Below are 14,398 nucleotides of genomic sequence, written 5' to 3' on the forward strand. Positions count from 1 at the left end.
CATATCATGTCTGAAAATTTACTGAATGATTGGCTTGATCATAAAGTTCCACTCTACATTCGGTTGGATGCTTTGCCATGCCTGATCGTCAGGCACCTTGGTGGAGATCAATTTCTTCTTAAAGATTGGGAGAGGAAAATTAAATCAGGCATGGATTATTATCAGCATGAAAAAATGCCAGAGTTTAAAATAAGGCTGTTTTACCCGGAGAAAAATGCAGAAATTGAATCTCGACTTCTGGAAGGTTACTTGGGGATATGTCGTTATACCTACAATGGGCATGCACATGGTTACTGGCGGGTAAAGGCTACGCCAGTGACTCGTTTTGCGGAAGACCATTACGTGCTAACGGATATGGATACTTTCAGAGAAAATAATAATATTGCAGGTGCGATTACGGTATATGGTAAAGATGATTGGGATTATTTGAGATTTCCAAGTGAAGTTTTTCGAAATAAATCAGAATTGTTTTTTGATGCAAATGAATTGTCACCACAAAGTGTAGAAAGCATGCCCTGCGTGAAAAAAGAAAAACAAACCCGCATTTCTAGGCCAGAAAGAATAGCCCTGTATGTCATGCTGAAAGAGCATTATCTTAATGGTAATGGTGAGGTTAATTTTTCAAAAATGGCGGAGATGCTTACTGTGGCATCCAAAAAATATGGATTCAGTGACTCATTCAGTGATGACACTATCGCTAAGTGGATAAAACGCATTGAGAATGAAAATCAATAGACCCTCTCCCGCTGGTAATAAATCGTCATAATGGCGCTTCGTCCACTTTAAAGATGGAAAAATCATCAATGAGTGGACACGCCAGTTGAATCGAGAAACACAGCAACCGCATTAAGCCCCGCAATAAGCGCTAACACCTTAATAAGGTGTCCGCTGCTGTCATTCAGTTACCCACTTGCGACATGCTGCATCCACTGAAACAAAGGAGGCAGTATGAGTACAACATTTATCACCCCCACCCTGGAAGAACGCCTGAAAATCCTGCGTGATTATGGTGAGCAAGGTGATCGTCTGGTGCGTGAACGAGAGCGCCAGCGTATCACGTCCATTTCCCGCTCTACAGCGTGGAAACTTGAACAGATTGGAAAGTTTCCGCTACGTAAGCCTATTGGCCTGAAATCCTGCGGATGGCTATTAAGTGATCTGCTCTATTGGATCAATGAACGTTAGTTTTAAGGGGGATCATTTTTTTGAGTGACCCGCACAAGTTGCTATTCCGCTATTAATAGCGGAATAGCAACTTGTGCGGGAATTTTTAACCTGAATTGTATTAGAGGTGTTATATGTTTAACGGTCGCCCTTTCCCTGTGCATGTGTTCCCGCAGATCATTAGAAATGCGGTATATGAAGTGGAGCAGCAGACCCAGGCTCCCCAAGCTTTGATTGCCGCATCGGTATTGGGAGTAATTTCGCTTGCCTGCCAGAACCGAATTGATGTGTGCAGATTGAATAATCTGCGCAGCCCTGTATCGCTTTTTTTACTGACACTGGCTGATTCTGGTGAGCGCAAAAGCACTGTGGACAAACTTCTGATGAAGCCAATGTATCAACTGGAAGAAGAATGGTTTAAAAAATATAAACACGATCTAGTTGTCTGGAGGAATGAAGAAACGGTTTTTAATATTGAAAAGAAAGCCCTTATGTCAAAATTGAAATCCGATATTCGCCGTAATAAAGATCACTCCACAACGAATGAACGGCTGAAAGTGCTACTGGCGGTGTCTCCAAAAGCACCGATCCGGTTAAGGCAGATATACAACGATGCCACACCTGCGGCGATAAAAGACTCTCTCTGTGGACGCTGGCGGTCCATCGGGCTTATGTCTGATGAAGCTGGCACCATTTTTAACGGCTACGCGCTGAATGAACTGCCGTTCATCAATAAAATGTGGGATGGCACAATGTTTTCCGTGGAAAGAAAAAGCGAGCCAGATAAATTAATCAAAGATGCCAGAATGACGCTGGGGTTGATGATTCAGCCTGATGTGTTTAAAAAAGGGTATCTGGAACGAAAAGGCGATGCCGCGAAAGGGATCGGATTCTTCGCCCGATGTTTGATATGTCAACCGGGTTCAACACAGGGCAACAGGCAAATTACCAGTCCGGTTGTCTCAAATGAGCATCTGCCGGTATTTCATCAACGGCTGATAGACATTGTTAATGAGAGCATTTCGAGAAATGAGGAAAATGAGCGTCAGTGTCTGCGTTTCTCTCCCGAAGCAGAAAAAAACTGGCTCGAATTTTATAACAAAGTCGAGTCAGAAATGAGGCTGCTTGGCTACCTGTCTGATTTTAAGGATTATGCTTCTAAAATGGCGGAGAATATGGCGAGGCTTGCTGCCTTACTACATTATTTCAGCGGTGATGAGGGCGATATATCTATTGCCGCTGTAAAAGCCGCAGTGGATATAATGGCCTGGTATGTTGAAGAATACATCCTCTTGTTCTCCAAAAAAGAAAAGTTTTCTTTAGATGTTGCGGAAACAGATGAGCTTTACAGCTGGATAAAAAACTATTGTATTCGTTATTGTAAGCCTTTCATCACGAAAAACACCATCCTCCAATATGGCCCTAATAAATTCAGGAATCGTAGTAAAGCAAATGAATTGCTGAGTGCTTTGTTCTCTCAAAATAAAATCCTTGTAGGGAAGAGGGGGAAAACTACATTAATAGCTCTCGCTGGTTTGAACCCCGCAACTTCATTCTAAGTAAATGTTTTAATTCAGGAGTAAAAATGAACCATGAGCCCACCTCAGTTAAGGGTTTATTATCATGATAGGTAATATATATTAAATCCATCACTTACTTCAATATCATAAAACAGGATGCTATATGACATACGATAGTGAATACGGATCACACGTATCCCTATATCGGGATAGAATAAAACAGGTTATTGATGACTCCCTCAACGAACATCCTAACTCAATGATTCTTCGTGTTGATCTGCATGACCCAATTGATACAGAAAATATGGATAATCCATTCTTTCAACCTAGGGTTGACTCTGGTGCTATATCTCGCTTTACCAGTGCGTTAAAAGCAAAGCTTGAACACGATAAGCATATCAAAACTCAACGAAAAGACTGGCCTGAGAGTCGACATTCTACCTTACGTTACGCATGGGTCAGAGAATATACAAAAATTGGGAAGCGGCACTACCATTTGATACTGTGTTTCAATCAGGATGCTTATTATCATTTAGGTGATTACGACTTAAACCGTAACACGTTACGTACAATGATAACGACAGCTTGGTACAGTGCACTTGGCATCCCTATAGATAGCTCGGGGAAGTTAGTTAATTACCCGCCAAATGGCAAATACCTTCTCAATCGTAAAAGGGACAACTTTGAGCAGACCTATAGCGATTTGATGAATAGGGTGGATTACATGACCAAAGTAAGGACTAAAATAGTCGGTGACGGAGACCGTAATTTCGGCTGCAGTCGCGGGTAATTTATTTTTTACAACAATGGCCTTTCTTATGGCTGGAAAGGCCTGATTTGTTTGTATTAAGATATCGGTAATCTTTTGATGGTTGGAAGCCCGTCCTGGTAGACGACCTAGCCTACCGAAGATGTGAGTTATTCAAAAATGTCGCTTTCCCGCGTTCCGTAGACAAACGTACCTAAATCAATGTCGTCTAATACCGAGCGCGCGCCTGATAAACATCTGATCAACGTACCCAATCGATCTACTCCAAATGTCCTGAGTATCCCGAAGATACTGGCTCAACTCATCCACATCAGCCTCGTCGGAAAATTCCAGCAAGTCTACCAGTCGGTGTAACGTCTGAATGGGAATGCCAATCTCTTCTAAGGCATTGACACCTGGTGGTAGATGGAAACTTTCGAACGCCAATTTGACATGTGTGTAATCGACTTTGCTGCGCATACCTCGCTTCAAAGCGTGGTATTTAACTACATCCTCCATCAAGCTGAGCACTTTAGGTAACGTGTAACCGAAAGTATTGGTTATGAGCTTTAAATCATTGTTGAGGGCAATGGAAAGAGTGCGCTTCTCCCCTTCAGAAACCCACTGTCGTGCGTAATCGATCTGATTTTTCAGATATTCCGAATAACTTTCAGCACTTAAATAACCGGCAAGTTTGGCGATCATGACATCCGTGGGATTAACAGGGACCCCATTGCGACTGAACGTATGGGGAACCAGTCTGGCAATGATTTTTGCAAAGGTCTTGAGAAAGTTTGTCGCGGGGGTCCAGTGAAACACCAACGAGGAAAATTCGTTGTCGTCCATCATCTCGAACATACTTTGCAGCATTTCGAACTGCTCGACACGGAAGTACGAATGCTTCTTCACAAGGTCGATGGAAACACGGTCGTTTATGAAAACCTCATCAAAGCGATCCTGTGAAAACTCGGACAAGTGGTCTGGTTGAACGCTGGCTAAGAGGTTGATTGGAGTATCAATGTCCTGAATACCGAGCGGAATATCCACCTCTTGATTGAGGTTGTCTTCCGGGATTTCCTCTAGGCAAAATATTTTGCCTACGAAGTGAACGCCCATGCGCCCGGCGCGCCCTTTGATGTTCCCATGGGTGAATTTGTCAATGCTGCGAGTTCCATCGCGGTTGTCGTAGATTACGACGTTCTTAGCGATAGTGTTGACTCCTTCAATGATCGTGGAGGTGCAGAGTAAAAAGCGCAGTTTTCCAGCATTGAATTGGTCGGCGGTGTATTGCTGCAGTGCCCTCGGTAGCGCGCCAAAATGCAAGCCAATACCGTTTCTAAGTGCGACTGTGTAATCCCAGTCGGCATCGAACTCTTCTCTGACCCAGTCGACATGAGGACTCTCAGTCGGAGTGCCATGCCCAAGCCTGATCAGCTCGCGCGCCACCTGGCCCGCAACAGTTGGTGACTTGCAATAAATGATCGTTGCGTCGACGCATGCGTGCGCGATTTCCCCTAGCGCGTTGAGCTTGGCTTTGTCGTCATTCGCTTTGATGCCGAACGTCTTAACATCTAGCGCGACTGTATTGAAGTCGGTAGAAACGAAAGTATGCGGATACCCAAGTCTTTCGAGACCGCGAATGCTGTTAACGAACGGTCCAGTCAGGTAAAACTGCCTGGAGACCTTAAGCAGTTTGCTCAACGCAATGTTGAGCTCGATGACTCGTTCGTCTTGATGATCAATGTCCCCGCTTTTCAGTTGTCGGAACGCCAACTTGTAAAACTCGTCAATGACGAAGAGGTCAATGTTGACGATGTCGTCACGCTCGTTCACTCGCTCCTGAGTTAACACGTAAACAGCCTGATCGGAATGGCACACTTGGGAACTGTGGTGGATGATCTGATATCGGTCACCGAATCGCTCTTGCAGTCGGCGACGGGTTTCGTCGGCAAGAGCCACTGTCGGAACAACCAGAACAAGCCGTTTCAAGGTTCCCATGCCGAGCAATGAATCGACGATTGCGCTTTTGCCCATGCTTGTAGGTGCGCTCAGCACCACGTTTTGACCGGACTTAAGCAGATCAAATATGTGGAACTGCATTGAGTGGAAAACATAACCATTCGAGAATGGGGTCTGGTATAGCTCAAGCACCCTTAGGTCATCCGGTGTCAGGCCAGTGAACTCCTTTTTGAGATACGGGAACAAACCTGATTTTCTCACCATATTTTTCAAAATTGTGGTGTGCTCGGAAAATAGTTCGCGCGAATCGAGAGCTCGCACGATCAAGTCCCGTCCCAAGTCATACGAAACAGGATTAGACAACAGCTTGTTAACCGCAAACAGATAATTGAAAGATGAGAAGTCCTCACCCTGCAGGCTATGTTTCGCCTGTTCATAGACCTCTGTCATATAACCTCTCTCACCTTCTCATCAACCAATTGGGTTAACCGCTCAAGACTCGGGGCTGGATAAATGAATACGTGGATGCAAAGATTCGCAAACGGCGAATCCTCGATAAGGTCAGCCGCGAATTTTTCGAATAGCGCCGTCGTTTCCTTCTCCAGGTCACCCTCGAACCCCGGCGTTTCTGGCTCGGTAAGCAGATTCGAGTTGTAGCCCACGAACAGAACAAACGTGAAACGATCGAGGTGAGCATCGAAAGGTTGGCTGCCATCAAGAATTTCGTCAATATCGTGGCGAAGCAGGTAGTTATCGTCTTTAATGTCGAGGATCTTTCTGCGTGCTGTATCGATGCAATCCGAAATGTCCTCGTACAACTGATCCCGTATCTCCGGCAATCTGACGGCAATGTCAATATCAGTCACCAACTCGCTGAAGCCAATCCAAAGCTGATCACCTTCTGGATCGCGGCGAACGATATGCACGTTTTCAAGAATTTTTTCGGCCCCTGCTTTTTCCACGTATAGCATGCAAGGGATAGGCTGGCTTTCGTGGTGCTGCCGGATCGTTGCATGCAACAACACTCGCCCCAGGAATTCGCTGACGTCATGGAGCGACTTGAAGACGGAATTCTTTAGTCGTTCTCGCTTTTCAATGAATGTCAGTTTATGAATATCAGACATTTCTTTTGGTCGGAGAAAGACCTCATCCAACCATTGGCAGACGTTATCCGCGATGTGCTTGTAGCGGTATTTCTTAAGCGAGTACTGCTGATGTAGAACCTGGCCTTTACGCTTAGCGCAGACCGAAGCCATAGGCGCTCTAAATGGCGTAAGGATGTGGGGTAAGTCCCGTTTGACGTAGATTTTGCGGCCTGACCGAGATTGGTCATCTTCGACACGCTGCTTGAACCACTCAAGCAGGTCTGGTCGTAAGTAGGACTTGTCATCAGCACTGTGAATGCGTCGAGAATGCTCGCCCTTGCGCGTCACGGTATCAAGGATGCGGCACCAAATGTCTTCGGCGACAGTTTCGGAACTGAGAATGACCCCATGTAGATCTTGGGAGGCCAGCCGTATGTTCTTGATCCCCAGAAGTTCAAGTTCTCTCAGGGATGAAAACACTTCCCATTTAGCCGCATCGATCCAATCTGAAACGCTTATACCTGAGTCTGTTAAATAATTGTTCGTGCGCTTGTTGAGATCATTGATGAGTTCCTGTCTACCTAGCTTATCTAGTCGGGCGTTTGGGCTGATCGTCAAGTACTCAAGGGTTTTGTTGACCTTTTCCTCTGTGACGATGGAGTACCTACGTCCAAGGGCCGGGTCAGGCTCACACTGCATTGATTTGTGCAAAATTGAACTGCAGGGGATCGTCTTTTTATCAGCACCTTTTGAATTCTGAACGATGTCCGAAATGTTCCAACGTGCTTTGCCGGTGCTTTTTACCTGAACGAAGTCGATGTATCCATCAGATACAATGTCGATATCGTCTGTGACCTCGCAGCGAACACTGCGAATAGTCTTGTCACGAAGCATTCTGGTGACATGGTAAGCGGCTACGCAGTCCTGAAATAAGAAACCGTGCTTGGCGGCTACTCCGCCTGAATCGTTCGACTCCATTTAGACATCCGTGACAATTTTGCGAAAACTAGGAAGATGTTATGACACAGTCCAATCGGTTCACTGCATCATCACCAGTGATCTAAATACTTCACAACTATTCTCGGTCGCAGGTATCAAGCTTTTCAGGATTCCATAAATATTGGAATCCTGACGTCTAATTTGGTTGTATAACATACTGTTCCACCTCACGTAAGGTAGACACAGCCCTAATCAGGTTTTTGGTTTTCAAATCGTTCAGAGCTGAGACCGCCAACGGCACTATGGCACCGCCAGCGATTGTAATCACACTTGATATTATAAAACACAGTTGCACGCATTATTTCCTGGTTGGTAGGGTCATATCTCGATGCTCTTTGAGCAATGTCAGCATCGCGTATTCATGGCTTGCTATGTTTTTAAAGCCTTGTCCCTCCGGCCCCCACTCCTCATAGCTCATCATGATTGCTTGTTTTAAGCTCTCTGCTCGCTCTGTTTCGACGTAGAATTTTTTCTTGTCTGCCGGCGAATAATTACTAAGTCTCGAGTTGCTGCTTGGTGAGATCAGGCAGAGGTTACCGAAACGATGGACATCATCCCCCATTTGGTTTGCGCCAGAAGGATCGGTTTGAGGAAAGTAGTGTTCAACCGACGTTCGACTCGGTGAAAACTGGAAGCCGTCAAAATGCTTTTTAATCTCGGGATTATTAAGCCCTTTACCATCAAATGATTGGCCAGCATTAAGATCACGCCACAAACGATAATCGAGCAAATTGAACACAAAGTTCTGCACACCGGTACCGCGGTGCAGAGCCTCTGAATCGAATTGCTCCTTTTCACCACAAATCTCAGCCAAAAACTCATGGCTGAGTTGCTCAAGCTCTCTGAGGTAAGCCGCTCCGTCAACGTTCAGTTGATCCAAAGCCAGAGTATTCAAAATGGCCAGCGAGCGATTGAGCCATCGCTTGTAAACATAGGCAGGGTGGGAGACATGGAACATCGACAAGATCATCGCTAGTTGTTTGTTTACACCAGACAGTTCATCTTGATCGAAAGAGTTGTTGTAGCTGAAGCTCGAATTCCTGTCTCTGGCATAGTACTCAAGTGTCAGCAGGCTCCACTTCTCAGCCTGATCGCGCTTAATGATATAGCGGTCAAACAAGACTCTAAACTTCAGCAAGTTAAAAGCAAACTGGGTGATTTTTTTTCGGTCATTTTTTATGATTTCAAATGCCTGAAGTAGTTTTTTATCGTCCAATGACACGTCATTATCCACTGTCACTTTTAGCACATGCAGTAGGAAGTTGGAGAAATCGATAATCGAATCAAAACGCTGCTCTTTTGCTTTTTCATCGTTGTCATCAGTGTGATGAAAGCGTCGTCTTTCGATAATATCCCGTATAGTCAGCTTTTCGTCTGTATCACGATTAGTTTCTATCGCGCATTTTATCACCTCAAAACTCGCCGGGAATCCTAGCCACTGCTCACCAAATAATGCTTTGCGAGCCTCTGAGCTAAAGCCCAATTGCACATATCGATTCATGTCAGCGCAGGCATCCCATATGGCAGAAAAGCCGTTTCTTGCGGCAGTTTCACCGTTGTAAACTGACATCAATTTCGCTTTCAACACTTCGTGTTTTTCTAGCTGTTCACCTCGGTTATTCATGATCTCAAAGTAGTGGTTGAGATCAGTCTCTGTTGGCACCGGAACCCGCAAAATAGTGACGCGCTGGAGTAGATATCGGCAAAAGTTGTTGGTGTCTATGTTCTCTTTCTCAAAGTAGCGTTCAATAATAGTAAACGCCGCTCGGATTGAGGGTTCTTCAGGATCATTGCTCTGAGCCTGTTGAAACAGGTTATGTAGCGTTCGGGCTGATTTAGGACGGCTGTCAAAGTCGAGATTTAGGTGAAGCGGGGATAAATCTTGTTCGCTGCAGCAAGCAACTTTTTTTAAGTATGCGAGCAAAATCGACAGCGTTGTGTACCTTTGCTGCCCATCAATCGTTTCATAGACTATTACGCCTTGGTGTGCGCTATCAGCGCCATCTCGGACATATACCACCAAGCTGCCCAGATAGTATTTCGGGTCTTCCTGTTGCTCTGCATTTTTAAGGGCTTCAGCAGCATCGGCAATGTCCCGAATAAGCTGTTCAATCTCCTGCGCGCCCCAGGCGTAGTTACGCTGATAAATAGGGATAACATAATGGCTATCAGCGCTGAATAACTGTTCGATGGTCAGCAAGGCTAAATCGTTACTCAGTGGCATGTACTTCTCCCTGCATCTGAGCGATTGAATCTTCTACGGGTTTGGCATTTTGAAAACGAATGTTTATACAACGCGTTGGCTGAAAGCGTAGGAATTGTTGTGGGTGGATCGCTTTATCGAGCACTCTCAATAGTCCTCGGGGCTCACGCGCATAGCCATCAACACTGTCCATGCCGATTTTTTGATATTGCAAGCGCAAGTAGTAACTCCAACAAAAACAGATTGTTGCGGCTTGAATTAATTCTTTATCGCCAAACTTATCGTAATAGGCCATCACTGCACACATAAAGAGATTTTTAATATACATATCCCCTTTGCGTGAACTGCCAGCGTAGCGGGTATGTTTTTTTAAGAAATTGCCAAGCAGTGCGTTGTCACCTTCAAATAGGGTGTGATGCAGGGATTTGTAGTGCTGGATATACTCAAAAAAGCGCTTTCCGTTAATTATTAACTGATTAACCTGAAACGGATAAGTTTTTTTCTGCTTGTCCCACTTCCTGATAGGGTCGTTATTGTAGTGCTCAACTGCAAAATCCAGGGCGAGCAGAGACTGCAGATAGTGGTAATCAGAGGTGGAGAGGTTGACGCCTTTGAACACTTCAAGATTGTGGCGGCTGAACTGCACGCCATAATCGCCATCCAGCCATCGGCGCATGCGGAACAAATACTCGCCCATAATGAGGTGTAGATTAGCGGATTCATCATCCGGACTGACTCCTTGCTCCCACAGGCTAACGTGGTGTAGTCGTTCCGCTTGCTCTGTAGCATCCATCATTTCGCGCAAATGGTATGCCTTTAGTAAGTCATGGGGCGCGAGGGCCTTACCCCTGGCGTTTTGCGAGTCGAAAAACTGAAAGGCTTCGCTCAAATCATCGAGCGTCACTTCGATCAGTTCACACTTGTTACACACGAAGTGAAGTAGTGATTTGCGCTCGTTATCATTTAGTCCCACGAGGCGGTTCTCAATGACTTTGGCATTGTGCTCAAGGTTATTGATGCTAACCCTTGAAGCAAAAGATTGTTCCAACAGGGGCGTTGAAAACTCACCACTCTGATCGAGCACTGAGCAAAGCAAGGTTAAGGTCAGAAGGCGCTGCTGACCATCAACGATATCGAGCTCACCTTCATAAGCAGGTTTTAACTTATCCCGGTGCAACACCACAGTCCCAAGGCGGTAGCTCTGTTTATTTTGGTGGGTTAACACATCATCAATTAGTTGATTGACGTGTTTTTGTTTCCATTTGTAGGGGCGCTGGTATGACGGAATAGCGAGGCGCTGCTCTAGCAGCATCCCGATTTTTTTTACCTGATAGGATACAGTTCCCATGACTACAATGCCTGCTCAACAATCATAACTGTCAGTTGGGGTTGATTTTGCTGGCTGTTTTCCAGATGTATTTTTAGTTTATCGCAGAAGGTCATTAACTCATTTCCTTATTGTGATAGGTGGATCCATGTCCGAGGTGCTGTGCTCACAGACAGGTTATCAGTGCCAATATCCTTCAAACCCCCACGCTTAAATCTGCCCACCCACCCCTTTAAATTTCTCAATGAATGCGACGATTTTCTGGAACACTGACTGCTTTTTCGTTTTATATTGCGGGTTTAACGGGCTGAGTTTTGGTAACGTCTCGTTTAGCTCAGTACCATTATCGGTGGCATACTCTCGTTTCAGGGACGTACGGATATAGCGTTTGGCAGCCTCTTCATTCAGGTTTTCTTCTTTTATTAATGCGTCTGCCTCACGCTGCTGTTCACGCTGAGCAAAAGCGAAGAACGCATCAATAATCCCAGCCTTATCTGACAGTTCATCTAGGTTCGTCTGCTGAATAAAATCAATGACCAGCCCTTCTTTGGCTCGGTTGCCTAGGCTTGAGCGGATAAGACGTCTGACTTCTTCGGTCAACCCGTCTTTGCTCTTGTTCTGTTTGTTATGCTCGAATATCAGACCGAGGATATAGTCCAGGTTAATCTCCTGAGACTTCAACAAATCTACCTCAAACACCACATCATCCCAGTCGGTGGTTGAGTCATCCTTATCATTCGCTGCCTTTTCGCGGCGCTGCCAGTCGCGGATGTCATTGTAGGCTGAACGGTAGTCCTGAAGCTTGCGTTCGGCAGGAAGACGAATAGTCTGTAATTCAGCGAGCTTCTCATCATCGATATAATGCTCGGCCTTGAAGGCTTCGAGTGCCTCCGGGTTGCTGGTATCGACCTTCTGGAGCACTTTTAACGTGGTAAATTCGTCATAGTTTTGCAGAATGTTTTCCGCTCTCAGATACTCACCAAACAGCTTAACGAAGGACTTTCTCTCTTTCTCGCTGTCAATATTCGCCGGGTCTGGGAACCGTTGCTCCAGCTCTGAGACTACAGTCATAAAACCACGTTTCGCTTCACCGGTGACGATATCGTTAAAGCCTTCCATGTACTCTGTGTAGCTCTTTTCCAGCACCACGTTTTTGGTATTCTTATCACCAAACAGCGTGATAGCGTCAATCGTCGCGTGTTCCAGATTACGGAAGGTCACGATATTGCCGAAGGTTTTGGTGGCATCATAAATGCGGTTGGTGCGTGAGAATGCCTGCATCAAGCCGTGATAGCGCAGATTCTTATCCACAAACAGGGTATTCATAGTTGGAGCATCGAAGCCGGTTAAGAACATGCCCACGACAATTAACAGGTCAATATCCTGTTTCTTCACGCGCTGGGCTAAATCACGATAATAGTTCTGGAAGCCATTACTGTCGGTACTGAAATTGGTTTTGAAATGACGGTTATAGTCGTCAATGGCCGCATCAAGAAATTCTTTGGCGCTGCTGTTCATGGCACTGACATCGAAACTTTCATCGGTAATGTCACCGACCGCATTCTGTTCTTCATTCGCAGCGAATGAATAGATGGTCGCTACCCTAAGTGGTTTACGGGTGTCAGTATGATTTTCTGGCCCCTGCTGTAACTGCTTAAAGGCTTCATAATAGGCTTTGGCTGCATCCACACTGCTAACCGCAAACATGGCGTTGAACCCTTTTGCCCCCGGAAAAGTACGATGGGTTTTCTGACGGTAGTTAGCAAGAATATAGCGGGTAATTTCCTCAATACGGCGCGGATGTAGAAAAGCCTGATTGTTTTCAGCTGTCGTGAGTTTCTTGTCGTCGGTTTCGTTTTCAAGCGACTTAAACTGCGGGCGGACATCGTTATAATCCACCTTGAATTTCAGCACTTTCTCATCACGAATCGCATCGGTAATCACGTAAGAATGCAGTTCGCGGCCAAACACGCTGGCGGTGGTTTCAGCGCCCAATGCGTTTTGCGGGAAAATGGGCGTGCCGGTGAAACCAAACTGATAAAAGCGTTTGAATTTCTTTTTCAGGTTCTTCTGGGCCTCACCAAACTGGCTGCGGTGGCACTCATCGAAAATGAAGACGACCTGTTGCTGATAGACCGATAAGTCGGCTTCCGCTTTCATCAGGTTATTCAGCTTCTGAATTGTGGTGACGATAATTTTGTTATCGTCTTTATCCAGATTCCTTTTAAGGCCTGCAGTATTGTCAGAACCATTGACGCTGTCCGGGGAGAAGCGCTGATATTCCTTCATGGTCTGGAAATCGAGGTCTTTACGGTCGACAACAAAGAAGACTTTATCAATGAAGTCCAGTTCGGTCGCCAGACGTGCGGCTTTAAAGCTGGTCAGGGTTTTACCTGAGCCGGTGGTATGCCAGATAAAACCGCCGCTTTCTGGGGTTGACCAGTTTTTGGCTTTATAGGAGCTGTTAATTTTCCATAAAATTCGCTCGGTGGCGGCAATCTGATACGGGCGCATCACCAGCAGCGTCTGGTTGCTGTCAAACACGCTGTAGTCAAACAATACATTGAGCAGGGTATGCTTCTGGAAAAAAGTGGCAGTAAAGTCCTTTAGATCTTTAATCAGCGTGTTATCGGACTTCGCCCAGTTCATGGTGAAGTCGAAACTGTTCTTATCCCGTTTTGTGGTATTGGCAAAGTAGCGGGTATCGGTGCCGTTGGAAATGACAAACAGTTGCAGGTATTTAAACAGTGAGTTGTCACCGTTAAAGCTTTCCTTGCTGTAACGGTGTATCTGGTTAAAGGCTTCACGTATAGCTACGCCGCGTTTTTTCAGCTCGATTTGAACCAGTGGCAGACCATTGACCAGGATGGTGATATCATAACGGTTAGCATGTGAGCCGCTCTGTTCAAACTGCTGAATGACCTGCACTTTGTTGCGCATGAGGTTCTTTTTATCGATCAGGTAGATATTTTCCAGCCGCCCGTCATCGAAGGTGAAATCGCAGATATAGTCGATGTGGATCTTACGGGTCTTATCGAGGCTGCTATCACTCGGGCTGTCCAGGTAGTGCTCCGTGAAACGTCGCCACTCGTTTTCGTTAAACACCACACTATTGAGGCTCTGAAGCTGTTTCCGCACATTGACCAGCATCGCTGTCGGTGATTTAACGGAAAGAAATTCATAGCCCTGATTGCGAAGATCCTGAATCACTTCACGCTCTAAGTCTGACTCGCTCTGGTAGCTATCAACAGACTCCCAGGTTCTGGTGTATTTCTCGAGAACAATGAAGTTATTGGATTCAGCAATGGTGTGGGTTTTGTGAGTCATAGCGCATCCTGTGTGCCGGTTGGTAAAGGCCAGAAGAGGGATTGAGTCGCTTCCGGCACATATAAA

The 14,398-nt window shown here is 45.7% G+C and carries 9 protein-coding genes; 4 read left to right on the forward strand and 5 right to left on the reverse strand.

The genetic code is table 11. The annotated features are described in order from the left end of the window. Positions 1–6 precede the first annotated feature (6 nt). The 4 genes from ACK3SD_RS02300 (at position 7) to ACK3SD_RS02315 (ending at position 3,474) form a co-directional block, all read left to right on the forward strand. Positions 7–735, forward strand: a complete 729-nt coding sequence (locus tag ACK3SD_RS02300; protein WP_481126629.1) for a hypothetical protein — start codon at positions 7–9, stop codon at positions 733–735. Positions 736–948: 213 nt separating this feature from the next. Continuing rightward, a complete protein-coding gene (locus ACK3SD_RS02305) occupies positions 949–1,185 on the forward strand; it encodes a helix-turn-helix transcriptional regulator (RefSeq protein ID WP_481126630.1) in 237 nt (78 codons plus the stop codon). Between the two features lie 113 nt (positions 1,186–1,298). Next, entirely contained in the window at positions 1,299–2,723 is a 1,425-nt protein-coding gene (locus ACK3SD_RS02310; protein ID WP_153752196.1) for a YfjI family protein, read from the forward strand. Positions 2,724–2,847: 124 nt separating this feature from the next. Next, entirely contained in the window at positions 2,848–3,474 is a 627-nt protein-coding gene (locus ACK3SD_RS02315; RefSeq protein WP_153752197.1) for an inovirus Gp2 family protein, read from the forward strand. A gap of 177 nt (positions 3,475–3,651) precedes the next feature. Here the strand turns inward: ACK3SD_RS02315 and ACK3SD_RS02320 are convergent, their stop codons facing one another. The 5 genes from ACK3SD_RS02320 to ACK3SD_RS02340 all read right to left on the reverse strand — a co-directional run bounded on the left by ACK3SD_RS02320 (position 3,652) and on the right by ACK3SD_RS02340 (position 14,332). Then, the gene (locus tag ACK3SD_RS02320; protein ID WP_153752199.1) at positions 3,652–5,841 is read right to left on the reverse strand and encodes a DEAD/DEAH box helicase; all 2,190 of its coding nucleotides are present in this window, start codon (positions 5,839–5,841) and stop codon (positions 3,652–3,654) included. Then, positions 5,838–7,454 (reverse strand): anti-bacteriophage protein AbpA, encoded by a 1,617-nt coding sequence (abpA, locus tag ACK3SD_RS02325; protein WP_153752201.1) that lies wholly within the window; start codon positions 7,452–7,454, stop codon positions 5,838–5,840. The genes ACK3SD_RS02320 and abpA overlap by 4 nt, the downstream gene beginning before the upstream one ends. Positions 7,455–7,773: 319 nt before the next feature. Beyond that, positions 7,774–9,699, reverse strand: coding sequence for a GmrSD restriction endonuclease domain-containing protein (locus ACK3SD_RS02330; RefSeq protein WP_153752203.1), 1,926 nt, complete (start codon positions 9,697–9,699; stop codon positions 7,774–7,776). Next, entirely contained in the window at positions 9,686–11,026 is a 1,341-nt protein-coding gene (locus ACK3SD_RS02335; protein ID WP_153752205.1) for a DUF262 domain-containing protein, read from the reverse strand. The genes ACK3SD_RS02330 and ACK3SD_RS02335 overlap by 14 nt, the downstream gene beginning before the upstream one ends. Before the next feature lie 189 nt (positions 11,027–11,215). Beyond that, on the reverse strand, positions 11,216–14,332 hold the full coding sequence (locus ACK3SD_RS02340; protein WP_481126631.1) for an HsdR family type I site-specific deoxyribonuclease: 3,117 nt from the start codon (positions 14,330–14,332) through the stop codon (positions 11,216–11,218). Between the last annotated feature and the right edge of the window lie 66 nt (positions 14,333–14,398).

Source organism: Chimaeribacter sp. YP20170169 (assembly GCF_056739715.1).